This window comes from Rhizobium sp. NPDC092011 (assembly GCF_044756305.1).
GTDB lineage: Bacteria > Pseudomonadota > Alphaproteobacteria > Rhizobiales > Rhizobiaceae > Rhizobium.
In genome coordinates this window covers 285,212-308,387 of record NZ_JBIVSO010000003.1, presented here as the reverse complement: position 1 = coordinate 308,387, position 23,176 = coordinate 285,212, and the positions used below count along the sequence as shown (strand labels likewise).

The window sequence follows — 23,176 nt, the reverse complement described above, 5'->3', positions numbered from 1 at the left end:
TTATAACTTGGAAAATAAACGACCGCCAGAGCAATTCCGTTTTTTACACCGCGTCGCGGAAATGCTCCGTCTCTTGCTTCACGCAACACCGGAAGCCACGCCGCTGCGCATGTTTGCCGGGACTGCTTTCAGGAAAATACCGAGGCTCATCCGATGTCCAGCATCGAAAACTCCACTCCCCTCAAGTCGGCCACCATCTTCACCCTGTTCTCGCCAAGGCTTCTGCCCGCAACGTTGATGCTTGGCGGTGGCGTCACGCTCTATGCCGTCGAATCCTACATCACGGCCACCATCGCCCCTTCCATCGTCCGCGATATCGGCGGCCTTGAACTGTTCTCCTGGATGACGACGCTCTTCGTCGCGGCCGGCGTGCTCGGCTCGATCACGGTTGCGACGCGGCCGAAAGGCATGGGCCTTCGCGCCGTCTATATCGCGGCAGCGCTCACCTTCGGCATCGGCAGCCTCGCCTGCGCCATCGCGCCGACCATGCCGGTGCTGCTCATCGGCCGCGCCGTTCAGGGTTATGGCTCGGGCATGCTGTCGGGCCTTGCCTATGCTTTCATCCGCTTTATCTATCCAGAACCCTTGTGGCGCAGGGCGTCGACGCTCTATGCCGCCATCTGGGGCGTGGCGACCGTGCTCGGACCGACACTCGGCGGCCTTTTCGCAGCCGGAGGCGCTTGGCGGGAAGCCTTCATCGTTCTGGTGCCATTGGCCGTCCTTATGGCGCTTTCGGCCCGCCGGCTGCTGCCCGATGTCGCGGACGACCGCATCGACACCAGAACGCCACTCATTCAGATCATACTTCTGCTTGCCGCAGTCCTGTTGGTCAGTATTGCCGGGACGATCGAACACGGATCCTACAAGGCCATACTGATTGCGGTTTCGATCGCGCTCGTCGCGACGATGGTCCTGATCGAACGCAAGAGCGAGATACGCCTCCTTCCCTATGGCGCCGTCATGCTCAGCAATCCAATCGCGCGGCTCTACCTGACCATATTCACGATGATGCTGGTGCTGACGAGCGACATCTACATCCCCTACTTCCTGCAGACGCTTCATGGCGTAACGCCGCTGGTCTCGGGTTATCTCGTGGCGCTGGTGGCGCTTGGCTGGACCATCGCCGCCTTCTTCAGCAATTCTTTCACCGGCAGGACGGCGGCCATCGCCATCATTGCCGGCTGCATTCTGGAAACGGCTGCCACCGCATCGCTGATTCCGTTCCTGGCGACCGCGACGCCCTTCTCGGAGGTCGCATCATTTGCGCCGTCCGTGATCGCCATGTTCCTGATGGGCTTCGGCGTCGGCCTGGGATGGGCGCATCTCGTCACGAGGATCATCGGCACCGCCAGGAAGACGGAGCAGGACAAGGCCTCCGCGGCGATCTCGATGACGCAGTCGCTTGGCGGCGCCTTCGGCGCAGCCCTGACCGGCGTCATCGTCAATAGCGCCGGACTGACCCATCCGGGTGGCATGGCCGGCAGCCTTTCCGCCGCGCACTGGCTCTACGCGCTGATGGCGGTCCCCGGTCTGATCGCGATCGTCCTGTCCTTTACGATCAAGCCAACTTCAGCATGATCTTGCCGATGTGGTCGCTGGTCTCGAGCAATCGATGCGCCTCGACCACGTCGTCAAAGGAAAATACCTTGTGAATGACAGGGGCAACCTTGCCCCCGTCGAGCAGCGGCCAGACCTGAGAAAGCAGATCATCGCGGATCGCCCGCTTCTCCTCTGCCGTGCGCGGACGCATGGTCGAGCCCGTCACCGTCAAGCGCTTGACCATGATCGGCGTCAGATTGGCCTTCTCCGCGACCGCCCCGCCAAGGAAGGCAATGATGGAAAGGCATCCGTCGCGAGCAAGCGAGGCAAGATTCTTATCTAGATAGGCTGCACCGATCATGTCGAGAATGATATCGACGCCATGCTCCGTCTCTGCCTTGATGACCTCGGCGAAATCCTCTTGCTTGTAGTTGATCGCCCGCTTTGCGCCGAGTTTCTCGCAGGCTTCGCACTTTTCCTTCGAGCCAGCCGTCGCGTACACCGTTGCGCCGAAAGCCCGGGCAAGCTGGATCGCCGTGGTGCCGATGCCGCTCGAGCCGCCGTGGATCAGCACACTTTCCCCCTCGGTGAGACCCGCCATCTGAAAGAGATTGGCCCATACGGTGAAGAACGTCTCGGGAACTGCCGCGGCCCGCACGGCGTCATAGCCATTGGGAAAGCGAAGCGCCTGGCCTGCGGGCAGCACGCAATATTCGGCATAGCCGCCGCCATTGGCGAGACCGCAGACCTTATTGCCGATCGCAAATTCCGTTACACCCGGGGCAACATCGACAACCTCTCCGGCAATCTCCAGTCCCAATATCGGGCTTGCATCCTTCGGCGGCGGATAGGTGCCCTGGCGCTGCGCCACATCAGGCCGGTTGACTCCGGCTGCCTCGACACGAACGAGGATTTCCCCCGGCTTCAGGGTGGGCAGAGGTTTGCGGCCTATGGTCATGACCTCAGGACCGCCGAAGGTCGGCAAATCCACGAAACGCATTTCAGACGGCAAGGGCATCACGCAATCTCCTATCCCGATTTAGCACTGGAGATAGTTGAGCGCGCGGCGCTTGAAAAGGAGGGACTGTAAGAGGGCGTCAATTCGTCTCGGCAAGAGCGAGGAAGGCGACGCCAGCGTTGCTCTCCTTCGCCTTAGCCTTGATACCGGCGATGGAGGTGCTGACACGATTGATATTATCGATCACCAATCCCTCAGGCAGTTGCAGGATGCCGATAGAGCATCGCATCAGCGGAAACTCCGCTTCGGCGCCGCTGCGGTCGTGGCCGTGAATGCGGCCAGCGGCACGATCATCAGCCGAATAAAGATCGAGAACGTCGGCATGGAAATCAGCCAGCAGGCGATCGAGGACTTCGCGAAGCTCGCCCATGCTCCAGCCGGTGACGCCGATGAAGAAATCGTCGCCGCCGACATGGCCAAGGAAATTGCGCTCGGCAAAGAAGTAGCGGCGCATCAGCGCCGCAAACAGTGAAATGGCATGATCGCCAAGATGAAAGCCATAGGCATCGTTGAAGGGCTTGAAGTTATCGAAGTCGCAATAGCAGAAATGCCTGATTTCATCTCCGTCGCGACCAGTGCCCTGCATGAAATCGTGGATTGCCCTGTTGCCCGGGAGGCCCGTCAGCGGGTTCTGATCCTGCGCAATCTTCAGCTGCTTTTCATTGATGACCTTGATCAGTGACGCGGCCGAGACGATGCCGGCATAATGCGTGCCTTCGGTGACGATCAGGCAATCGCTGCTTTCCATATTGGCGAAGATCGCCATCAGCGTGTCGGCATCGGAATCGAGGCCGACGATCGGCGCCATCTCGACGAAATGAGAGATCGAGCGCTCATAGACCTTGTTCTTCAGAAGGTCGCGGCCGAAGGGCTGATAGATATATTCCTTCAGCTGGTACTCGTGGATGATGCCGCGCGGCTCATCATTGGCATTCACGACAGGGAAATAAGCGCGGCGCGGATTGCGGCGAAAAAGCTCGAAGACGCTATCGATACTGTCGCTTTCGCGGATGGTTGGCAGCACCTCGATCTGCTTGCGGATGAGGATTTCGTCCAGCGATTGGCTGTTGCGCGCCGTCTTGCCGAGATCCTGCAGGTGCGGAAAGCTCTGTTTCAGCTCGTTGACCAGCACCGTCGGGCGAGCAATGAACCAGCCCTGGACCAGATCGACGCCGAATTCCCGGCAGGTCAGGAATTCAGCCTCGGTCTCGATGCCTTCGGCGATGACCCGCGTGCCGAGCACATGGGCGATGTTGACCAGATTTCGGAGAATATGGCGCTTGCGGGCGCTGCGATCGATATCGACGATGAAATGCCGGTCGATCTTGAGATAATCGACCGGATAGTCGGACAGCAGCTTCATTTCGCCATGGCCAACGCCGAAATCGTCGATCGCCAGTTTGAAGCCGGCGTTTCGCATTCTGGCAACGAGGCCTGAGAACTCGGGGACGCTGGTATTGTCGAAGCGCTCGGAAAATTCGAAGCAAACGGAAGATGGCGTTACTCCGGCTTTCTTCATGTGCTGCAGCAGACTGTCTATCAGCGCCGCACCCTGTGGGATCAGCCGGACATCGAGGTTGAGAAAAAGCGTTGCCGAAGCCGCATTGGGTAGCGTGGCGAATTTTGCCAGCGCCCGGCTCGTCACCATCTGTTCCAAGCCGAGAAGCTGGCCGGTGCGCTCGGCTTCGTCGAGTATGTCGATGGGGCTGTCGAAACCAATGCGTTCCTGGCCGCGCATCAGCGATTCATACCCGAAGACGGCACCCGTGCCGGCTTCCACGATCGGCTGAAATGCGTTTTCAATCACGAGCTTGGCGAGAGTGACGATCTGGTCGCTGGCATACCGGCGCAATACGCCGGGCTCGACTGCGGCAGTCAGGGACATGCCCATCTCCCTTGGGATTTTTTGATCAAATTAATTGAGTAAGATTTTGGATCTACTGCGTTTTCGACCCAAGATGCGCCATAAAGCGTCAACGAAACCTTTCCCCTATGTGAAAGTTTCGTGAATGGTAAAGCAATATTAACCATTCATCCGACCGAAAAAACAGGCACGCCAAGGTGGCTCACGACGTGAAGATGAGCGTTTCCGGCTTAGTTATGCGGGTGCGTTTCTGCCTCATAATCTGCGAACATGTCGGCGACACAACGACCGCCCTTGCTGGTCTCGTCATTGGCGGCTCTTGGCACATCACAGACATCGCTTCGCTTGCGCGCTGCGTCCCACATGCGAAGTGCTTCCCGCACGACTTCGCTGCTTGAGGCATAGGTGCCGGTGTCGACCGCGGCGCGAATGCCGGCAGCCTGAAGCGGAGAGATGGAAACCGTTACCATCGGCATGATATTCCTCCCTTGACGTTATCAAGCGGAACTTGCACTGGAGACCTATTCCGCAGCCTTCTTCGGTGCCTGCCGACAAGCCCCTCGGACATGTCCGCTCCAGATGATGACACCGTCGCTACATCAATTCGACGCCGCTCCGCCCTAGAGCGTTGCACTTCCTTTCGGAAGTGCAAAGACACTCTATCTTTTCTGCTCTACGCATCAGATTTTCGGGCCGATGCTGTAGACGGCAGCAGGCAAAGAGTAGCGCCGCTCACACTCCTTGTCAAAAAGTAGCAGTTCGTTACCCCTTTTGGGACCTCCCTTACCGCCGAAGGACGAGCCCGAAAGCCACCAGCGTCCACCCCTGGAAAATCAGATCGAACGCCAGGAAGAGCCCGAGGATCCAGAGGCTGTTGACCGGCCAGCCGACCATGATGGCAATGCCGGCAATGGCGGTCGCGACGCCACCGATGACAATCCAGATCCAGCCGCGCTCAGGCTTCACCTTGCGCCCTACCCAGACGCGGAAGGTCCCCGCAACGATCAACGAGACGGCGAGGAACAGGGTCAGCGCCGCGGAGGCCAGGAGCGGATTGGTAAAGGCCAAGATCCCGGCAAGTGTGTAGAGCAGGCCGCTGAGCACCCAGAAGAGGATATGTTCCCATCCCCTCACCTGAAAGGCCTGTACCAGATGCACGATGCCGCCGATCAGCATCAGCACGCCGACATAATAGACCGATGCCACCGTGGCGATAAACAGATTGCCGAGCGCAATGCCGCCGCAGACCAGCAACAATATGCCGAGGCCTACAAACCAGCCCCATTTGCCGCGCATTGCAGATGAGGGAACTCCATCAAGAACATCGACCATGATCGTACCTCCTCCTAGGTGGAAGTATGACACAGAAATACAACTCGGAAAGAGGCGGCGCATTTTTCGGCGAAGCTTGGTGTCGCAAGTGATTTTTTTATTGATTGATCAGTCAATCAAAAATAAAGTCACTCTCAGCTCTGGAGATCGACGCATGCCGAAAGTCGGAATGGAACCGGTGCGCCGCAAGGCGCTGGTGGATGCTGCGATGCGCGTGATCGGCGATCACGGCTCGCTGACCGTCACGATGTCCGAAATCGCCAAGCAGGCCGGCGTTTCCCCTGCCCTTGCCCATCACTATTTCGGCAGCAAGGAACAGCTGCTGATCGAGACGGTCCGCGTTCACCTACAGCGCTTGCGCGACAGCGTCGTGACGGCGCTGCGGGAGGCGAAATCGCCGCGCGACAAGCTCTCCGCCGTCATCCGGGTCAGCTTCCAGGCCGATCAGTTCGCGCCGGAGACGATCGCTGCCTGGCTCGCCTTCTATGCCGAGGCGCAGCGTTCCGAAGAGACGCGACGCTTTCTCGTCATCTACGCGCGCCGCCTGCACTCCAATCTGGTCGCCAATCTCAAGGCGTTGTGCCCGGCAGGCGATGCAGCGCGGATTGCCGAAGGTGCAGCCGCCATGATCGACGGCCTCTATATACGCCAGAGCCTGCGCTCCGCGCCGATCAGCACCGAGGCGTCCATCGCCCTGACGGAAGACTATCTCACGACCAACCTCAATGCCTTGAAAGGCTGACGCGATGTTGACCGTCTGGGGCCGCAAGTCATCATCCAACGTTCAGGCGCTCATGTGGTGCATCGGCGAACTCGGCCTTGCCCATGAGCGCATCGATGCGGGCTTCAAGTATGGCATCACCGACACGCCCGAATTCCTCGCGATGAACCCGAACGGCACCGTCCCGGTCCTGCGCGATGGGGATGATGAGCCGCTCTGGGAAACAGGCGCGATCCTGCGCTATCTCGCCACGCAATATGGCGACGATACGTTCTGGTCCAAGGATGTGCGCCATCGCGCCCAGATCGACAAATGGACCGAATGGGCGAAGATCAACATTGCCCTGAATTTCACCGGCCCGGTGTTCTGGCATGCGGTTCGTACAGCCCCTGCCCTGCAAGACGAAAAGGCGATCAACGCCGCCGTCGCGGTGCTTGGGGCGAAGCTTGACATCGCCGAGTCGCAGCTCGGACGGCATCGCTTTCTTGCTGGCGATAGTCTGACGCTTGCCGACATACAATTCGGGCACGTTCTCTATCGCTATTTCGACATCGACATCCAGCGCCCGGTCCATCCGCGGCTTGAGCGCTACTACGAAAACCTGACCGAACGGCCTGCTTTCAGAGAGCATGTCATGGTGTCCTACGAAGAATTGAGGGTTCTATAATGCGCGCACAACCGAAAGCCTCGCATTTCATCGACGGGGAATATGTCGAGGACACCGACGGCACTGTCATCGAAAGCATCTATCCCGCGACCGGCGAGGTAATCGCCCGCCTGCATGCGGCAACATCAGCCATCGTCGAAAAGGCGATCGCAGCCGCCAAGCGGGCGCAGCCGGAATGGGCCGCCATGAGCCCGACAGCGCGCGGACGCATCCTGAAGCGCGCGGCCGACATCATGCGCGAGCGTAACCGCGAGCTTTCCGAGTTGGAGACGCTGGATACCGGCAAACCGATCCAAGAGACCATCGTCGCAGACCCGACGTCGGGCGCCGACAGCTTCGAATTCTTCGGCGGCATCGCGGCAGCCGGCCTCAATGGCTCCTATATCCCGCTCGGCGGCGACTTTGCCTATACCAAGCGCGTGCCGCTCGGCGTCTGTGTCGGCATCGGCGCATGGAACTATCCGCAGCAGATCGCCTGCTGGAAGGGGGCGCCTGCTCTCGTCGCCGGCAACGCCATGGTATTCAAGCCCTCGGAAAACACGCCGCTCGGCGCGCTGAAAATCGCCGAGATCCTCATCGAGGCTGGTCTGCCGAAAGGACTTTACAACGTCATCCAGGGCGACCGCGAAACCGGGCCGCTGCTCATCAACCATCCTGACGTTGCCAAGGTGTCGCTGACGGGCTCGGTGCCGACGGGCCGCAAGGTCGCGGTTTCGGCCGCCGGCAGCCTCAAGCATGTCACCATGGAACTCGGCGGCAAGTCGCCGCTGATCGTGTTCGACGATGCGGATATCGACAGCGCCATCGGCGGCGCGATGCTCGGCAATTTCTATTCGACGGGTCAGGTCTGCTCGAACGGCACGCGCGTCTTCGTCTCCAGCAAGATCAAGTCCGAATTCCTGAAGCGCCTGAAGAGCCGCACCGACGCGATGGTTATCGGTGACCCGATGGATGAGGCAACGCAGATCGGCCCGATGGTCTCCTGGGCGCAGCGCGAAAAGGTGCTCGCCTACATCGAAAAGGGCAAGGCCGAGGGCGCGACGCTGCTGACCGGCGGCGGCATCCCGAACAATGTCTCCGGCGAAGGCTACTACATCCAGCCGACCGTCTTTGCTGATGTCACCGACGACATGACGATCGCCCGCGAGGAGATCTTCGGGCCGGTCATGTGCGTTCTCGACTTCGATGACGAGTCCGAGGTCATCGCCCGCGCCAATGCTACCGAATTCGGCCTCTCCGGCGGCGTCTTCACCGCCGATCTCACCCGCGCCCATCGCGTGGTCGATCAGCTCGAAGCCGGCACGCTGTGGATCAATACCTACAATCTCTGCCCGGTCGAAATCCCCTTCGGCGGCTCCAAGCAATCCGGTTTCGGCCGCGAGAACTCGCTGGCGGCGCTGGAGCACTATTCGGAACTGAAGACCGTCTATGTCGGCATGGGGCCGGTACAGGCGCCCTACTAAAGCAACCTCGGGGCTCGCCCCCGCCCTTCGAGGCCGCCTGCGGCGGCACCTCAGGGTGAGGTCGAGAGTGACCAACCGCAAACTCGGACGATGACCTGCCTCATCCTGAGGTGCCCGCCAAAGGTGGGCCTCAAAGGATCGCGGCGGCCACAGGGAGATAGACATGGAACAGGCAGATTTCGTCATCGTCGGCTCGGGTTCGGCCGGCTCCGCCATGGCTGCGCGCCTGTCGGAGGACGGCAAGCACTCGGTTCTTGTTCTGGAGTTCGGCGGCAGCGACTTCGGCCCCTTCATCCAGATGCCGGCAGCGCTTGCCTGGCCGATGAGCATGGATCGCTACAATTGGGGCTATCTCTCCGAGCCCGAACCGCAGCTCAACAATCGCCGCATCACCGCGCCGCGCGGCAAGGTGATCGGCGGCTCCTCCTCGATCAACGGCATGGTTTATGTGCGCGGCCATGCGGAAGACTTCAATCGCTGGGAAGAGCTTGGCGCCCAGGGCTGGGCCTATGCCGACGTGCTGCCCTACTTCAAGCGGATGGAGCACTCGCATGGCGGCGAAGAGGGGTGGCGCGGCACCAGGGGCCCGCTGCATGTGCGCCGGGGCGATGCTCGCAACCCGCTCTTTCATGCCTTCATCGAGGCAGGCAAGCAGGCGGGCTTCGAGGCGACGGAGGATTATAACGGCAGCAAGCAGGAAGGCTTCGGCCTGATGGAGCAGACGACGTGGATGGGCCGGCGCTGGTCCGCGGCGACAGCCTATCTCAAACCCGCGCTCAAGCGGCCAAACGTGCAGCTGATCCGCTGCTTTGCCCGCAAGATCGTTATCGAAAACGGCCGTGCAACGGGCGTCGAAGTCGAGCGTGACGGCAAGATCGAGGTGATCAGGGCGAACCGCGAGGTGATCGTCTCCGCCTCCTCGTTCAACTCGCCGAAGCTGCTGATGCTTTCGGGCATCGGACCGGGCCAGCATCTCCGCGACATGGGGATCGAGGTCAAGGTCGACCGTCCGGGCGTCGGCGCGAACCTGCAGGACCACATGGAATTCTATTTCCAGCAGACGAGCCTGAAGCCGGTATCGCTCTATTCCTGGCTGCCCTGGTACATGCAGGGTATCGCCGGCGCACAATGGCTGTTCTTCAAGAAGGGGCTGGGCACCTCAAACCAGTTCGAAGCCTGTGCCTTCCTGCGCTCGGCGCCGGGCGTCAAGCAGCCCGATATCCAGTATCACTTCCTGCCTGTTGCCATCAGCTACGACGGCAAGGCGGCGGCCAAGAGCCACGGCTTCCAGGTGCATGTCGGCTATAACCTGTCGAAATCACGCGGCAACGTGACGCTGCGTTCCTCGGATCCGAAGGCCGATCCTGTCATCCGCTTCAACTATATGAGCCATCCGGAAGACTGGGAGAAGTTCCGCCACTGCGTGCGTCTCACCCGCGAAATCTTCGGGCAAAAGGCCTTCGATGATTATCGGGGCGCTGAGATCCAGCCGGGAGCAAACGTCCAGACAGACGACCAGATCGATGCGTTTCTGCGCGAACATCTGGAAAGCGCCTATCATCCCTGCGGCACCTGCAGGATGGGCTCGAAAGACGATCCGATGGCGGTGGTCGATCCCGACACCCGCGTCATCGGCGTCGACGGCCTGCGCGTTGCCGACAGCTCGATCTTCCCGCATGTCACCTACGGCAACCTGAACGGCCCCTCGATCATGACCGGCGAAAAGGCGGCCGACCATATTCTCGGCAAGCCGAGACTGGCGCGCTCGAACCAGGAGCCCTGGGTCAATCCGCGCTGGGAAACGAGCGATCGTTGAGATCGGTACAGCTCATCACCTGCAGCCGGTTGACGTAGCAGCACAGTCGGCGCAAAGAGACGGCCAGCAAAGTGAAGCTCTGTAAGACAGTGTGACTATCTTAAGACGTCGTTTTTAAGCAGATTGCCCGAACAGAGTCCGCAAAGACCCGTCCATCAATCCGCCGGTCACACGTCCCATGCCCCCTATCTACCGCAAGTCCAAGCTGCTCCGCCGTTCCCGCGTCATCTGGGGATCTTTCAATCTGTGGCGACCGCGCTTGGTGTTCTGGACGGGAGCTCTTGCTATCGGCGTCATCAGCGTCGGCTTTGCCAAGCTGGCCGATCTGGCGCAGCGCGCCTTTACCGGTGTAACCCAATCGGGCGAGTGGATGTGGCTGCTGCCATTGGTGCTGACACCCCTCGGCTTCGTGTTGTCGGCCTATCTCGCAGCGACGCTGTTTCCCAATTCGCAAGGGAGCGGCATTCCGCAGGCCATCGCCGCCCGGCACCTGCATCATGACGAGGATCGCACCAAGCTGCTGTCGCTGCGGCTCGCCTTCGGCAAGATCGCGCTGACCATATTGGGACTTCTGAGCGGAGCCTCGATCGGGCGCGAAGGGCCGACGGTGCAGGTCGGCGCGTCCTTCATGCTGGCTGTCGCCCGCTTCGGCGGCATGGCGCAGGCAAAGGGGCTGATCCTTGCCGGCTCCGCCGCCGGTATCGCGGCCGCGTTCAACACGCCGCTGGCCGGTATCGTCTTTGCCATCGAAGAGATGAGCCGCACCTATGAATCCCGCGCCAATGGTCTGGTTCTGACCGCCGTTATCCTTTCCGGACTTGCCGCGCTCGGCCTTTCCGGCAGCTACAACTATTTCGGCACTGCCGATGCCGCGCCGACGATGTTTCGGGACTGGATCGTCATGCTGATCTGCGGCGTCGGCGGCGGTGCGCTCGGCGCCACTTTCAGCGGACTGGCGCTCTATGCCGGCATCCGTATCCGCCGCTGGGCGCAGCCGCAGCCGCTCAAGCGCATGCTGATCCTTGCCGGCCTCTGCGGCCTTGTCGTGGCGGCCGTCGGCGTCATCTCCGGTGGCCAGACCTTCGGCACCGGTTACGAGCAGGCTCGCGGCGCGGTCGAGGGTCACGCCCTGCCGCCGCTGTTCTTTGTCGAAAAGCTTCTCGCCAGCTTTCTGTCGATGATCTCAGGCATTCCCGGCGGCATTTTCGCGCCGTCGCTTGCCGTCGGCGCGGGCTTCGGCAGCACGGTGGGGACGCTGGTCGGCGGCGGCGTGGCGCTTGCCGCGATCCTCGGCATGGCCGGCTATTTCGCCGGCGTGGTTCAGGCGCCGATGACCGCTTTCGTCATCATCCTGGAAATGACCGGCGACCATCAGGCCGTCATTCCGATCATGGCCGTGTCTATGATCGGCTATGTCACCTCGAGACTGCTGTCGCGTGAGCCGCTTTATCATGGCCTGTCGCGTGTCTTCATCGCGGCAGCCATCCGCGCGCGGCGCGCCATGGAAAAGGAAGCCGGCGAGGAACACGCCGCCAGCTGAGGCCGGAATGGCTTCACGCCATTGCGAACGGACAGGCGCTCAAGACCGTTGCTCGAGATGCCTCAGGCCATAAGCCTTGTGACCTCGGCGCCGTCAGTCTGAGCAACCGCATCGGCGATCGTGGTCGAGAATAACACCTTGCGGGTCGCATCCGCGACCCGGGCAAAGACATGGCGGATTTCGCAGGTCTGCTCACCATCACAATCATCACAGCGACGATAGGCGGTGAGCGACAGACAGGGCAGCGGCGCGATCGGCCCGTCGATAATACGAAGGATCTCGCCGAAGGTGATTTCTTCGGCCGGCTTGCGCAGGAGATAGCCGCCCTGCTTGCCGCGCCGACTGATCACGATACCCTGATGCTTCAGGTCGAGAAGGATCTGCTCCAGAAACTTCTTCGGGATCTTCTGCTGGGTCGCAATGTCGGAAATCATCATGGGCTCGCCTGCCCCTGACTGGGCCAGGGCAGATAGCGCCCGCAACGCATATTTCGCTTTTTGAGTAATCATTTCGAACCGCTTCACACACACATGCGATACGTTCGGCTGATGGATTCAGCCGGTCCGCTCCCGAACTCCTCAGCCCTCGTCCCGGGGGCAATTTCGAAGCACCCACACCCCTGGCGCAACACCAGGAAAGATCAGCAACCCAGACTTGTTGTCATTCTTCGTCGCTATGCCCCTAGTTTAGCTTAAAATGCGCCATCACGCATCATTTTGGGCATCACTTCCGATTTCCGTTTGACAAGCTATGTGTAACTCTACTATTTCTATAGACATTAAAGCAAGCACTTAAACATGGCTAGCCATACTGAGTGCTTCCGAAAGGCCGCTTCCGGCGGCAAAACGCCTTGGTTAACAGCCGAGGCGGTCGCTTTTCCTTATCGGCGCTGCTTCATGGAGATATTTACTCTCCATCCACTCCCTTTCGAAATCTATTTTTCTGTCCGCCATCCGTGTGAGCTGCGATACTCCCGGCAACATCAGGACAGGATCCCCCATGACTGCCATTACCTCAATTGAAGATGCAGCGACGCTGAACAGCCAGCTGGCATCGCTCGATCTCGCAGGTCGTCTGTCTCTCGTGGCCGGCCTCGGCGGCCGTGCCGTCTTCACGACGTCGCTCGGCATAGAAGATCAGGTGATCACGGCCGAGATCGGCAACCACCGCCTGCCGATCGAAGTCGCGACCCTGCAGACCGGCCGGCTCTTTCCAGAAACGCTTGCCCTGATCGACGAAACGGAAAGCCAGTACGACATCGATATCGTCCGCTATGAGCCGGAACAGGCCGATGTCGATGCCTATGCAGAAAAATACGGTCTGAACGGTTTCTATGAAAGCGTCGAAGCCAGGCATGCCTGTTGTGGTGTGCGCAAGCTTAAGCCGCTTGCGCGTGCGCTGTCCGGCGCCAGCATCTGGATCACCGGCCTGCGTCGCGGCCAGTCCGCCAATCGCGCCGATACGCCGTTCGCCGAGTTCGATCCCGAGCGCAACCTGATCAAGATCAATCCGCTTGCCGACTGGGACATCGATGTCGTGAATGCTTATGTCGCAGACAACGGCGTTCCGACAAACCCACTGCACGCACGCGGCTATCCCTCGATCGGCTGCGAACCCTGCACCCGCGCGATCAAGCCCGGCGAGCCGGAGCGCGCCGGCCGCTGGTGGTGGGAAAACGACGAGAAACGCGAATGCGGCCTGCATGTCCACGAAGAGACTGCAGCAGCACAATGAAACACCCGCTGGCCTCCGATCTCGACCCGAAGCGCGTTTCCTCGCCGCCGGTCGATCGGGAGCCAAAGCATAGATTCCTTCCGGCCAACCTCCCGGCCGGGGCACTTGAAAGTTCTGGAGTTATAAATGCCCGATAGCCGTCCGGATACGGAACTCTCCAATCCACAAAGCATCAAGCCACCGCTCGACCCGCATTTGAAGGCGCTGGAAAACGAAGCCATCCATATCTTCCGCGAGGTCGCGGCCGAATTCGAGCGTCCAGTCATGCTCTATTCGATCGGCAAGGATTCGTCGGTGCTGCTGCATCTGGCACGCAAGGCCTTTTATCCCGGCCGCGTCCCCTTCCCGCTCCTGCACGTGAACACCGGCTGGAAATTCGCCGAGATGATCACCTTCCGCGACGAGATCGTGAAGAAGTACGATCTCGATCTGATCGAGCACATCAATCCGCGCGGCAAGGCTGAAAATATCACGCCCTTCACCTATGGTTCGGCTCGCTATACCGACATCATGAAGACGGAAGCGCTGCGCCACGCACTCGATGCCGGTCAGTTTGATGCGGCTTTCGGCGGCGCTCGCCGTGACGAGGAAGCGTCCCGTGCCAAGGAACGCATCTACTCCTTCCGCACGCCCGACCATCGCTGGGACCCGCGCAACCAGCGCCCGGAACTCTGGAACGTCTATAATGGCCAGATCCGCAAGGGCGAGAGCGTTCGCGTCTTTCCGCTGTCCAACTGGACCGAAGTCGATATCTGGCGCTACATCCAGGCTGAAGAGATCCCCATCGTGCCGCTTTATTTCGCCGCCAAGCGCCCGGTTGTCGAGCGCGACGGCATGATGATCATGGCGGCCGACCCACGGCTGGAGTTGCTGCCGGATGAGGTCAAGCGCGAGGAGCTGATCCGCTTCCGCACGCTCGGCTGCTTCCCGCTGACCGGCGCCATCCGCTCCACCGCCACGACCCTTGAAGAAATCATTGCAGAGCTGGAAATCGCCACGGTTTCCGAACGGCAGGGCCGCGCCATCGACCGCGACCAGTCCGGCTCCATGGAAAAGAAGAAGCGCGAAGGATATTTCTGAGATGACCGCAAACGCAAATGTCGTCGCCCTGCCCGCTGTCGGGCCTGCCGCCGAACCCGCTAAGGCCGTCCGCGATTCGCGCCCGCTTCGCCTCATCACCTGCGGCAGCGTCGATGACGGCAAGTCGACGCTGATCGGTCGCCTGCTTTGGGATACCAAGGCGGTCAAGGAAGACCAGGCTGCCACGCTGCGGCGCGATTCCACCGGCAAACAGAACGATCTCGGCCTGCCCGACTTCGCACTGCTGCTCGACGGTTTGCAGGCCGAGCGCGAACAGGGCATCACCATCGATGTCGCCTATCGCTATTTCTCGACGGACAACCGCTCCTTCATCGTCGCCGATACGCCCGGTCACGAGCAGTACACGCGCAACATGGCGACCGGCGCCTCCACCGCCGATCTTGCCGTTCTGCTGATCGATGCGCGCGTGGGCATTCTCGAACAGACGCGCCGCCATGCGACCATCGCTTCGCTGCTCGGCATCAAGCAATTCGTACTGGCCGTCAACAAGATCGACCTGACGAATTACGACCGCGCCGGCTTCGAGAAGATTTCGCATGACTTCCGCGAATTCGCGCTGTCGCTCGGCGTCAAGCAGATCACCGCCATCCCGATGTCGGCCCTCAAGGGCGAAAACGTCGTCTATTCCGGCCAGGCCGTCATGCCCTGGTACACCGGCCCGACACTGGTCGAGGCGCTGGAACTGGCAACCGTTCGCTCGGCGCAGACCGTCGGCTTCCGCCTTTCCGTGCAGCGCGTCTCCCGCCCGGGCGAAAGCTTCCGCGGTTATCAGGGCACGGTCGCCGGCGGCTCGGTGAAGCCGGGCGACAGCGTCATGATCCTGCCGTCTGGCATGGTCGCCAATGTCTCCAAGATCGTCACTTTCGATCTGGTGCGGAACGCTGCCGTTGCCGGCGACGCAATCACCCTCGTTCTCGACCGCCAGGTGGACGTATCGCGCGGTGACATGATTGTCGCCATCGACAGCCAGCCGCAGTCGGGCCTGTCCTTCGATGCTCAAGTTGTGGCGCTGCAGCCCGAGGGCATCGAGCCTGGCAAGCGTTATTGGCTGAAGAGCGGCAGCCGCCGCCAACGCGTCCAGGTGCAGCCGATCGCGCAACTCGAGCTGAAAACCGGCGCTTGGGCACCGGCGCAGGCGCTGTGGATGAACGCCATCGGCAAGGTTCGTCTTTCCTTCGATGAAGCCGCCGTCTTCGACCCCTACGACCAGAACCGTTCGACCGGCTCCTTCATCCTGATCGACCCAGAGACAAACAACACGATCGCCGGCGGCATGATCACCGGCAAGCGCACAGATGTCGGTGGCATCCACAAGGAAGGCCAGCGTGTTCTCCTGTCGCTGCCGGCCGATCTCGCCGAACAGATCATGGCAAGCGAGCTCTTCGCCAGCCGTCGCGACGAAACCGATGTACGCCGCGTCACAGCCTCCCAGGCGGCGGAAATCTGGGCAAATGCCGCAAGCGACATCTGATCGCGGCTTGGACTGAAACAACGAGAGGCCGATTTTGATCGGCCTCTTCTTAAAAATAATGTGCCGCGCTCGTCCAGATCAGCGCAATATGTCGTCGAGCGCTGCCAACAGCCGATCGCATTCGGCATCGGTTCCGATAGAGATGCGCAGGAAGTCGCTGATGCGGGCTCCTGAAAATCTCCTGATCAGTACTCCCTTGCTCCTTAGCTCCGCCGCCAGGTCCGCGCCCGGTTTGCTGGCATGTCTTGCGAACACGAAATTGGCAGAAGACGGAAGCACCTCGAAGCCGAGTGTTTCGAGCGCGATACTCAAGCGATCCCTAGTCGCAATAACCAGCGCGCGGTGACGCTCGAACCAGTCGCGATCCCCCCAGGCAGCAATGGCGCCGGCCAAGGTGAGCCTGTCGATGGGATAGGAGTTGAAGCTATCCTTGACGCGCTCCAGAGCCTCGATCAACGGCCTCTGCCCAACGGCGAAGCCGACACGAAGCCCGGCAAGCCCGCGAGACTTCGAAAATGTCTGGACCACCAGGAGATTAGGGTATTTGCGCACCAGCGGAATGGCGCTTTCGCCACCGAAATCCACATAGGCTTCGTCAATAACGACAACCTGCTCAGGGTGCTCGCGGACAAGGGTTTCGATATCGGCAAGGGGCAGGCCGATCCCTGTGGGAGCATTGGGATTGGGCAGGATGATCGCACCGCAGGATTGGCGGTAATCGGCGACCCGAACCCGCATCCTGGCGTCGAGAGCCACTTCCCGAAACTCGATGCCATAGAGACGGCAATAGGTCGGATAGAAACTGTAGGTGATATCAGGGAACAGCAGAGGCTCTTCGTGATTGAGCAGCGCCTGGAACGTATGTGCAAGAACTTCGTCCGATCCGTTGCCGATGAAGACCTCATCCTTGTCCAGCCCATAGCTTGCAGCGATCGCAGCCCGCAGTCCTCGCGCCGTCGGATCCGGATAGAGGCGCAGCGTATCGGATACGGCCTTCGAGATCGCCTCCAGCGCAAGCGGAGAAGGACCGTAAGGGTTTTCATTGGTGTTCAGCTTGGCAATATCGCTCATGGCAGGCTGCTCGCCAGCGACATAGGGGATCAAGGAATGAACAACAGGACTCCAGAAACGGCTCATCGTGGTTCCCACATCTTGGCGGTTGCAGGCGGCCTTGGTATCGCGCGGTTCGATTTGCGGTCAATATGGCAAATGCTGCCATCGAAGGCAGCTTTCGGTCCTTAGCGGCGGTTGAAACTCTGGGATAAGAGGAAATATCGCGGTTATTCATTGCTACGATAGGCTTGAGGCGAAGTCGGACCGTGGTTGCCTCGAGCACGACATCGATTGAAACAGGGAACCCAAAGCTTGACGGATTTGACATTTCGCAGGGCGATCGCCGCCGATCTGACAACGATAATTGACTTGCTTGCGGATGACATTTTGGGCGCCACGAGGGAAACGAGCGGGCCGGAGGATGCGGCTCGTTACCGCGAGGCATTCTCCGAGATCGAAGCTGACCCCAATCAGTTTCTGTGCGTTGTCGAGGATGGAAGTGAGGTAGTCGGGACATTCCAGCTGACGATTATCCCCGGACTGTCGCGCCGAGGGGCCAAGCGTGCCCAGATCGAAAGTGTTCGAGTTTCCCATTCAAGACGAAACGAACAGATCGGCGAGGCCATGTTCAAATGGGCCATCGGCTATAGCCGTTCACACGGATGTTCCTTGATGCAGCTGACCACCGACAAGGCGCGCCCTGACGCACACCGCTTTTACGATCGGATGGGCTTTGAGCCTACCCATATCGGTTATAAACTGCAGCTGTCGTGATAGAGGCGTGGCTGCCGCAGGCAAAGTGGCGGCTACCGCCAGCTCAATCGGCAATCTCGCAGATGTTTTGAAGGCGAGCCAACACAGCCCTTATTCATGCGTTGGGCGCAGAGGGCAAGATATCGCAACTCTTTGCGAATAGACGCTCGCCGAGAAAGTCGACGAAGACGCGGACCTTGGGCGACAAATGGCGGCTCGACGGCCAGAGCACGTGGAAATGGCCGGGCTCGTCGATGAAATCATCGAGGACGGTCTGCAGCTTGCCTCCGGCAAGCGAGCTCCGCACAAGAAAATCCGGCATGCATCCGATGCCGAGCCCGGCAACGGTCGCGCCGCGTACGGCCTCCATGTTATTGCAGGAGAAGGCGGTGCGCAGCCGCAGCTCCGGCTCTCCATCTGGCAAGCTCAATGGCCACTCCTGCAGCTTGCCGCTGTTCGGAAACCGGAAGCGCACTGCCAGATGCTCGTTGAGCGCACGCGGGCAATCGGGAACGCCGTGGCGCTCCAGATAAGAGGGTGCCGCGCAAAGCAGCATCTGGAACGGCCGCAAAGTGCGTGACATCAGGCGTGAATCCGGAAGATCGCCGCTGCGGATGGCCACATCGACGCCCTCTTCGATCATATCGACAATGCGGTCGTTGAAATCGATATCGAGTTCGACCTCGGGATAGCGCGTCACGAATTCCGGCACCACCGGAAGGAGGAAGTGATAGCTGACGATCGGCACGCTGACGCGGAGCCGCCCGCGCGGCACCGCAACCGCCTGCGCCAGTGAAGCCTGGGCATCATCGAGGTCGTCAAGCACGCGCCTGCAGCGCTCGTGAAAGAGGCGCCCCTCCTCCGTCAAACGGATGCTGCGGGTGGAGCGCTGAAGCAACCGAACGCCGAGTTGGCGTTCCAGAGTGGTCACGGCCTTGCCGACCGCGGAAGCCGAAAGGCCGAGCACGCGACCGGCGGCTGCGAAACTGCCGAGATCTGCAGTCCGCACGAAAGCATTCAGGCCACTCAGGCGATCCATGGACATTCCATTCGAGCGTTTTCTTCCGGTATATGTGGAGTTATAGCCCTATTATCATCAGATTACAGCAAAACTATCTTGCTGAGGTCATTCGAAGCCGTGGGCAGCGGCATCCGACCGCCCCACTCCCAGGGATGCCCACGGTCTCCTTGCTCAAACTCAACGGAAAACCCGATGACCTCGCCCAAGACACAGGTCGCAAGTCCGACCGAAAAATTCTTCGTTCTCGTGGCGGTCTGCTGCGCCGCCGCAGCCATGCCCCTGACATTCACAGGCCCGGCCGTCGCGCTGCCGGCGATTAGCCGCACGCTCGGCGGCAGCCCGATTGCCCTCAACTGGGTGACCAATGCCTTCATGCTCACCTTCGGCAGCAGCCTGATGGTTGCCGGCGCGCTCGCCGACAGCTTCGGCCGCCGGCGCATCTTCCTGACCGGCGTGGGCTGCTTTGCCCTGTTTTCCGCCGGTCTCGCCTTTGCCGGCAATATTGTCCTGTTCGACATCTTGCGGGCGCTGCAAGGTCTCGGCGCGGCAGCCGCCTTCTCGGGCGGCATGGCGGCTCTTGCCCAGGAATTCGACGGTACCGCGCGCATGCGGGCGTTCAGCATCGTCGGCTCCAGCTTCGGTGTCGGCCTCGCTTTTGGCCCGATCGCTTCGGGCCTGATGATCGATGCCTTCGGCTGGCCATCGATCTTCCTTCTCGTGGTCGTGCTGGCGCTGCTGGCTCTCGGCCTCGGCGCTTATTATCTACGCGAATCCCGCGATCCCGATACCGCCGGCCTCGATTGGCCGGGAGCGCTAAGCTTTACCCTTGCGCTGACACTGTTCACCTATGGCGTGCTGCGCGCGCCGGAGACCGGCTGGAGTGATTTACTTGTTATTGCGCTGCTGGCCGGTGCCGCATTGCTGTTCCTTGCTTTCGGCATCATCGAACGCTCCGCAAAGAGGCCGATGCTGGATCTCACCCTCTTCCGTTACCCGCGCTTCGTCGGCGTGCAGCTGCTGGCGGCAGCACCCGCCTATGCCTTCGTCGTTCTTCTGATCCTCCTGCCGGTGCGCTTCGTGGGGATCGAGGGTATGAGCGAGATCGCCGCCGGGCGGATGATGATCGCGCTTTCGGCTCCTCTTCTCGTCCTGCCCATTGCCGCTGGCCTCTTGACCCGCTGGTTCAGCGCAGCAACGATTTGTGGCAGCGGCCTGCTCGTTTCGGCGGTCGGCCTCTTCTGGCTCAGCCATTTCACCGCCGGGGCCGCACCGCAGGCATTGATTGGTCCGCTGCTGACGATCGGCATCGGCATCAGCCTGCCCTGGGGCCTGATGGATGGGCTGGCCGTCAGTGTCGTTCCGAAAGAGCGCGCGGGCATGGCGACCGGCATCTTCAGCACGACACGCGTCGCCGGCGAAGGGGTTGCGCTTGCCGTCGTCAGCGCCATCCTCTCCGCCTTCATTCAGTCTAATCTCGGCGCTGATGCGGGCGAACAGGCTTCATCTGCCGCCCAGCGGCTTGTCACCGGCAATCTTGCCGCCGCCGCATCGAGTGTCCCGGCGATCGGCCACGATGCGCTGATCAGCGGCTACGGCGATGCCTTCAGTTCGCTGCTTTGGCTGCTGACGGCGATTACCGCCATCACCGCAATCGTGGTTTTCACCGTCCTCGGTCGGGGCTCGTCAAGCCACATTGACGAGGACGCAAATCCGATCCCCCAGGAAGAAGAGGCGCTCGGCATATCCAAGGCATGACTGCATTCAGGGCCGGTCTCAGGTGCAAGCGCCAACCGGCCCACGACACACGCACGGCAAGACGGCGAATAAAGGGCCGAATTGCGCCGAAATCGCTTCGGCCGCGCAACATAATATTTCGTCAACACATAAAATGTGCGCATCCAAATGCAATACCGCCCGCTCTTCGAAACGATGCAAGGCTGGCGTTTGGATGCGCCGCTGCTATATCATCGCCTGATGATGTCTGACCGTCTTTTGAAGATAATCGCATGGGCCTATATCGCGGCACTCGTTGCCGTGACCCTTGCGCATCTCAATTGGCAGGTTGCATTCGGCAATCCATTCGACATCTTTCGCGCCGGCGCACTCTGCATAGCCGGCATGCTCGCTCGCCTTGCCTATCCGCAATCCCCTTCCTTCACTTGCCTCCTGATGATTGGAAGCGTGCTGGTGCTTTGCCTTTCGCATTTCCTCGCAAACGGCAACTACGGCTCGACGCTCGACATCGTCGTCGGCATGATCAGCGGACTTTGGGGCATCATGCTCGGATCCGTTTTGAGCAAGGTCATCGCCTCTGCCGGCAAGCGAACCGCATAACCTTCGAAACGTGCCACTCCTTTGGAGTGCTGGCGCTTTCCCTTGAATCCCGAAAACACTCTATCCCATTGTTTTCTTGCGTATTTTTGGCAGAAAGCGGCTACATCTCATCCGGAGACGCCATCGACGCGCACCCTCAGCGCTTATTCAAGTATATCCAACACAACCAAGAGAAGTAATGGGGCTTTTTCGTTCCGCTAAATGACTATTACCTAGCCAATATTACGCACAACTTACTATTTCTGTTTGTATATGTGGCATTCGTGCAACTAAAATTTTTAAATCACGGAAATGCCATGCTGATAAAAATATATCATATAACTTTACAGGAATTCATCTTTAATAGGACCAGAAGCGGGTGGGGCCCGTTTCTCCCGAGTCGGGGTATTTAAACAGGGATAGGGTTAGGGCACGTCGATTTTTCGGCGCGATTGCCTATGCCCAATCTATATTGGATTGGAGTTTTTATGAACATCAAGAGCCTTCTTCTCGGCTCCGCTGCTGCTCTCGCAGCAGTTTCTGGCGCTCAGGCAGCCGATGCCATCGTCGCCGCTGAGCCGGAACCGCTCGAATACGTCCGTATTTGCGACGCATACGGCGCTGGTTATTTCTTCATTCCGGGCACGGAAACCTGCCTCAAGATCGGCGGCTACGTCCGTACCGAAGGCAAGTGGTACAATGCTTACAACCCGGCTGACCGTTTCGGCACGCTGTGGCACACCCGCGCTCAGCTCCATGTCGACACTGCGACCGACACCGAATACGGCCCGCTGAAGACCAACATGGTTCTGCGTTGGGACTGGCAGGATGGCGGCGCGACTGCCACGAAGATGGTATTCGCCAACATCAGCCTCGGCGGTTTCCTCGTCGGTAAGGCTGACTCGCAGTACAACTCGTACATCGGCTATGCCGGCGGCGTCATGAACGACGACGTTGTCTATGACGGCCCGTACGAGCTGAACCAGTTGACCTACAGCTACGACGCCGGCAACGGCTTCACGGCTGTCGTCTCGGTCGAAGACACCAACTCCGGCTCCGGCGCCACCGGCGTGAACGGCGAAGACAGCTCCAACCACTACCTGCCGGACGTCGTCGCTGGTGTTGGCTACAAGGCTGGCAACTTCGGCTTCAAGGTCGTCGGCGGTTACGACTCGATCGTTGAAGAAGGCGCTGTCAAGGCTCGCGTCGATGCCGACTTCGGCGTCTTCAAGGCCTTCTTGATGGGCGGCTGGAACACCAACGGCGACAAGCTCAACAAGTACGCAAGCTCGAACGGTGCTGGCCCTGCCAAGACCATCGGCTGGGGCGACTGGGCTCTCTGGACCGGCGTAACCGTTCCGATCAACAGCAAGCTGCAGGCCAACGCTCAGATCGCTTACACCGACTCCAAGATCTTCGCAGCGACCGCGAACGTCAAGTGGAACCCGGTTAAGAACCTGCAGATCACGCCGGAAGTATCCTACACCAACTGGGACTCCATCAATCAGGACCAGTGGGCCGGTATCCTGCGCTTCCAGCGCACGTTCTAAGAACTCGTTTTCGAGATCTGATCTGACTTGACCCCTGATCGGATGAGGACTGGCCCGACTTCCAGCGAAGTTGGGCCGGTCTTTCCGAGACAGGGGTTAATTTATTCATGCAAGCCGCGAGGCAGGCGAACAGCCTTGCGGGAAGCAAAGCAGCAGTCGCAGCCAGCCAGTTTGGCGTGCGCGCACCCGAGCACCGATTTCCACTTTGTAGAGAAAGGGG

The 23,176-nt window shown here is 60.3% G+C and carries 20 protein-coding genes; 13 read left to right on the top strand and 7 right to left on the bottom strand.

From position 1 onward, the window contains the following. The first annotated feature begins 153 nt into the window (after window positions 1-153). Window positions 154-1,578 (top strand): MFS transporter, encoded by a 1,425-nt coding sequence (locus ACIQJ2_RS16710; RefSeq protein WP_400667390.1) that lies wholly within the window; start codon window positions 154-156, stop codon window positions 1,576-1,578. On the opposite strand, the gene ACIQJ2_RS16705 is transcribed toward ACIQJ2_RS16710, so the two are convergent. From ACIQJ2_RS16705 to ACIQJ2_RS16690, 4 genes are all read right to left on the bottom strand, one after another. Beyond that, window positions 1,559-2,557: an NAD(P)H-quinone oxidoreductase gene (locus tag ACIQJ2_RS16705; protein WP_400667392.1), complete on the bottom strand. Its 999-nt coding sequence runs from the start codon at window positions 2,555-2,557 to the stop codon at window positions 1,559-1,561. The genes ACIQJ2_RS16710 and ACIQJ2_RS16705 overlap by 20 nt on opposite strands. A 79-nt stretch (window positions 2,558-2,636) precedes the next feature. Continuing rightward, the gene (locus tag ACIQJ2_RS16700; protein ID WP_400667394.1) at window positions 2,637-4,442 is read right to left on the bottom strand and encodes a GGDEF domain-containing protein; all 1,806 of its coding nucleotides are present in this window, start codon (window positions 4,440-4,442) and stop codon (window positions 2,637-2,639) included. A 209-nt stretch (window positions 4,443-4,651) separates the two neighbouring features. After that, complete coding sequence (locus ACIQJ2_RS16695) at window positions 4,652-4,897, bottom strand: type II toxin-antitoxin system ParD family antitoxin (protein ID WP_199145018.1); 246 nt, start codon at window positions 4,895-4,897, stop codon at window positions 4,652-4,654. 307 nt (window positions 4,898-5,204) lie between these two features. Further along, on the bottom strand, window positions 5,205-5,753 hold the full coding sequence (locus ACIQJ2_RS16690) for an HdeD family acid-resistance protein (RefSeq protein WP_400667396.1): 549 nt from the start codon (window positions 5,751-5,753) through the stop codon (window positions 5,205-5,207). Between the two features lie 154 nt (window positions 5,754-5,907). Here ACIQJ2_RS16690 and betI point away from each other — a divergent pair, with 154 nt between their 5' ends. The 5 genes from betI to ACIQJ2_RS16665 all read left to right on the top strand — a co-directional run bounded on the left by betI (window position 5,908) and on the right by ACIQJ2_RS16665 (window position 11,960). Beyond that, window positions 5,908-6,495: a transcriptional regulator BetI gene (gene betI / locus ACIQJ2_RS16685; protein ID WP_199145022.1), complete on the top strand. Its 588-nt coding sequence runs from the start codon at window positions 5,908-5,910 to the stop codon at window positions 6,493-6,495. 4 nt (window positions 6,496-6,499) lie between these two features. Next, entirely contained in the window at window positions 6,500-7,141 is a 642-nt protein-coding gene (locus tag ACIQJ2_RS16680; RefSeq protein ID WP_400667398.1) for a glutathione S-transferase family protein, read from the top strand. Next, window positions 7,141-8,604, top strand: a complete 1,464-nt coding sequence (gene betB / locus ACIQJ2_RS16675; protein WP_400667400.1) for a betaine-aldehyde dehydrogenase — start codon at window positions 7,141-7,143, stop codon at window positions 8,602-8,604. The genes ACIQJ2_RS16680 and betB overlap by 1 nt, the downstream gene beginning before the upstream one ends. Window positions 8,605-8,767: 163 nt before the next feature. Next, window positions 8,768-10,420: a choline dehydrogenase gene (gene betA, locus ACIQJ2_RS16670; RefSeq protein ID WP_400667402.1), complete on the top strand. Its 1,653-nt coding sequence runs from the start codon at window positions 8,768-8,770 to the stop codon at window positions 10,418-10,420. 178 nt (window positions 10,421-10,598) lie between these two features. Continuing rightward, window positions 10,599-11,960, top strand: a complete 1,362-nt coding sequence (locus ACIQJ2_RS16665; RefSeq protein WP_400667404.1) for a chloride channel protein — start codon at window positions 10,599-10,601, stop codon at window positions 11,958-11,960. Window positions 11,961-12,022: 62 nt separating this feature from the next. Here the strand turns inward: ACIQJ2_RS16665 and ACIQJ2_RS16660 are convergent, their stop codons facing one another. Continuing rightward, the gene (locus ACIQJ2_RS16660) at window positions 12,023-12,469 is read right to left on the bottom strand and encodes an Rrf2 family transcriptional regulator (RefSeq protein WP_199145037.1); all 447 of its coding nucleotides are present in this window, start codon (window positions 12,467-12,469) and stop codon (window positions 12,023-12,025) included. A 490-nt stretch (window positions 12,470-12,959) separates the two neighbouring features. Here ACIQJ2_RS16660 and ACIQJ2_RS16655 point away from each other — a divergent pair, with 490 nt between their 5' ends. From ACIQJ2_RS16655 to cysN, 3 genes are all read left to right on the top strand, one after another. After that, a complete protein-coding gene (locus ACIQJ2_RS16655; protein ID WP_400667406.1) occupies window positions 12,960-13,694 on the top strand; it encodes a phosphoadenylyl-sulfate reductase in 735 nt (244 codons plus the stop codon). A 126-nt stretch (window positions 13,695-13,820) separates the two neighbouring features. After that, window positions 13,821-14,774: a sulfate adenylyltransferase subunit CysD gene (gene cysD / locus ACIQJ2_RS16650; RefSeq protein ID WP_199145041.1), complete on the top strand. Its 954-nt coding sequence runs from the start codon at window positions 13,821-13,823 to the stop codon at window positions 14,772-14,774. 1 nt (window position 14,775) lies between these two features. Further along, the gene (cysN, locus tag ACIQJ2_RS16645) at window positions 14,776-16,266 is read left to right on the top strand and encodes a sulfate adenylyltransferase subunit CysN (protein ID WP_400667408.1); all 1,491 of its coding nucleotides are present in this window, start codon (window positions 14,776-14,778) and stop codon (window positions 16,264-16,266) included. Between the two features lie 78 nt (window positions 16,267-16,344). Here the strand turns inward: cysN and hisC are convergent, their stop codons facing one another. Further along, complete coding sequence (gene hisC, locus ACIQJ2_RS16640; protein WP_400667410.1) at window positions 16,345-17,403, bottom strand: histidinol-phosphate transaminase; 1,059 nt, start codon at window positions 17,401-17,403, stop codon at window positions 16,345-16,347. 228 nt (window positions 17,404-17,631) lie between these two features. Between hisC and ACIQJ2_RS16635 the strand changes: the two genes are divergently transcribed. Continuing rightward, window positions 17,632-18,093, top strand: a complete 462-nt coding sequence (locus ACIQJ2_RS16635; protein WP_400667412.1) for a GNAT family N-acetyltransferase — start codon at window positions 17,632-17,634, stop codon at window positions 18,091-18,093. A 94-nt stretch (window positions 18,094-18,187) separates the two neighbouring features. Here the strand turns inward: ACIQJ2_RS16635 and ACIQJ2_RS16630 are convergent, their stop codons facing one another. Next, window positions 18,188-19,111, bottom strand: coding sequence for a LysR family transcriptional regulator (locus ACIQJ2_RS16630; protein ID WP_400667414.1), 924 nt, complete (start codon window positions 19,109-19,111; stop codon window positions 18,188-18,190). 174 nt (window positions 19,112-19,285) lie between these two features. On the opposite strand from ACIQJ2_RS16630, the gene ACIQJ2_RS16625 reads away from it, so the two are divergent. The 3 genes from ACIQJ2_RS16625 (at window position 19,286) to ACIQJ2_RS16615 (ending at window position 22,956) form a co-directional block, all read left to right on the top strand. Further along, window positions 19,286-20,848 (top strand): MFS transporter, encoded by a 1,563-nt coding sequence (locus ACIQJ2_RS16625; protein WP_400667416.1) that lies wholly within the window; start codon window positions 19,286-19,288, stop codon window positions 20,846-20,848. Between the two features lie 219 nt (window positions 20,849-21,067). Continuing rightward, entirely contained in the window at window positions 21,068-21,427 is a 360-nt protein-coding gene (locus ACIQJ2_RS16620; RefSeq protein ID WP_400667418.1) for a hypothetical protein, read from the top strand. A 467-nt stretch (window positions 21,428-21,894) separates the two neighbouring features. Next, on the top strand, window positions 21,895-22,956 hold the full coding sequence (locus ACIQJ2_RS16615; RefSeq protein WP_199095091.1) for a porin: 1,062 nt from the start codon (window positions 21,895-21,897) through the stop codon (window positions 22,954-22,956). Window positions 22,957-23,176: the final 220 nt, after the last annotated feature.

What these genes read in the sequence shown, in the direction of transcription:
- ACIQJ2_RS16710 (WP_400667390.1), top strand. Translation starts at nt 154, where the DNA reads ATGTCCAGCATCGAAAACTCCACTCCCCTCAAGTCGGCCACCATCTTC.
- ACIQJ2_RS16705 (WP_400667392.1), bottom strand. Translation starts at nt 2,557, where the DNA reads ATGCCCTTGCCGTCTGAAATGCGTTTCGTGGATTTGCCGACCTTCGGC.
- ACIQJ2_RS16700 (WP_400667394.1), bottom strand. Translation starts at nt 4,442, where the DNA reads ATGTCCCTGACTGCCGCAGTCGAGCCCGGCGTATTGCGCCGGTATGCC.
- ACIQJ2_RS16695 (WP_199145018.1), bottom strand. Translation starts at nt 4,897, where the DNA reads ATGCCGATGGTAACGGTTTCCATCTCTCCGCTTCAGGCTGCCGGCATT.
- ACIQJ2_RS16690 (WP_400667396.1), bottom strand. Translation starts at nt 5,753, where the DNA reads ATGGTCGATGTTCTTGATGGAGTTCCCTCATCTGCAATGCGCGGCAAA.
- betI (WP_199145022.1), top strand. Translation starts at nt 5,908, where the DNA reads ATGCCGAAAGTCGGAATGGAACCGGTGCGCCGCAAGGCGCTGGTGGAT.
- ACIQJ2_RS16680 (WP_400667398.1), top strand. Translation starts at nt 6,500, where the DNA reads ATGTTGACCGTCTGGGGCCGCAAGTCATCATCCAACGTTCAGGCGCTC.
- betB (WP_400667400.1), top strand. Translation starts at nt 7,141, where the DNA reads ATGCGCGCACAACCGAAAGCCTCGCATTTCATCGACGGGGAATATGTC.
- betA (WP_400667402.1), top strand. Translation starts at nt 8,768, where the DNA reads ATGGAACAGGCAGATTTCGTCATCGTCGGCTCGGGTTCGGCCGGCTCC.
- ACIQJ2_RS16665 (WP_400667404.1), top strand. Translation starts at nt 10,599, where the DNA reads ATGCCCCCTATCTACCGCAAGTCCAAGCTGCTCCGCCGTTCCCGCGTC.
- ACIQJ2_RS16660 (WP_199145037.1), bottom strand. Translation starts at nt 12,469, where the DNA reads ATGATTACTCAAAAAGCGAAATATGCGTTGCGGGCGCTATCTGCCCTG.
- ACIQJ2_RS16655 (WP_400667406.1), top strand. Translation starts at nt 12,960, where the DNA reads ATGACTGCCATTACCTCAATTGAAGATGCAGCGACGCTGAACAGCCAG.
- cysD (WP_199145041.1), top strand. Translation starts at nt 13,821, where the DNA reads ATGCCCGATAGCCGTCCGGATACGGAACTCTCCAATCCACAAAGCATC.
- cysN (WP_400667408.1), top strand. Translation starts at nt 14,776, where the DNA reads ATGACCGCAAACGCAAATGTCGTCGCCCTGCCCGCTGTCGGGCCTGCC.
- hisC (WP_400667410.1), bottom strand. Translation starts at nt 17,403, where the DNA reads ATGAGCCGTTTCTGGAGTCCTGTTGTTCATTCCTTGATCCCCTATGTC.
- ACIQJ2_RS16630 (WP_400667414.1), bottom strand. Translation starts at nt 19,111, where the DNA reads ATGGATCGCCTGAGTGGCCTGAATGCTTTCGTGCGGACTGCAGATCTC.
- ACIQJ2_RS16625 (WP_400667416.1), top strand. Translation starts at nt 19,286, where the DNA reads ATGACCTCGCCCAAGACACAGGTCGCAAGTCCGACCGAAAAATTCTTC.
- ACIQJ2_RS16620 (WP_400667418.1), top strand. Translation starts at nt 21,068, where the DNA reads ATGATGTCTGACCGTCTTTTGAAGATAATCGCATGGGCCTATATCGCG.
- ACIQJ2_RS16615 (WP_199095091.1), top strand. Translation starts at nt 21,895, where the DNA reads ATGAACATCAAGAGCCTTCTTCTCGGCTCCGCTGCTGCTCTCGCAGCA.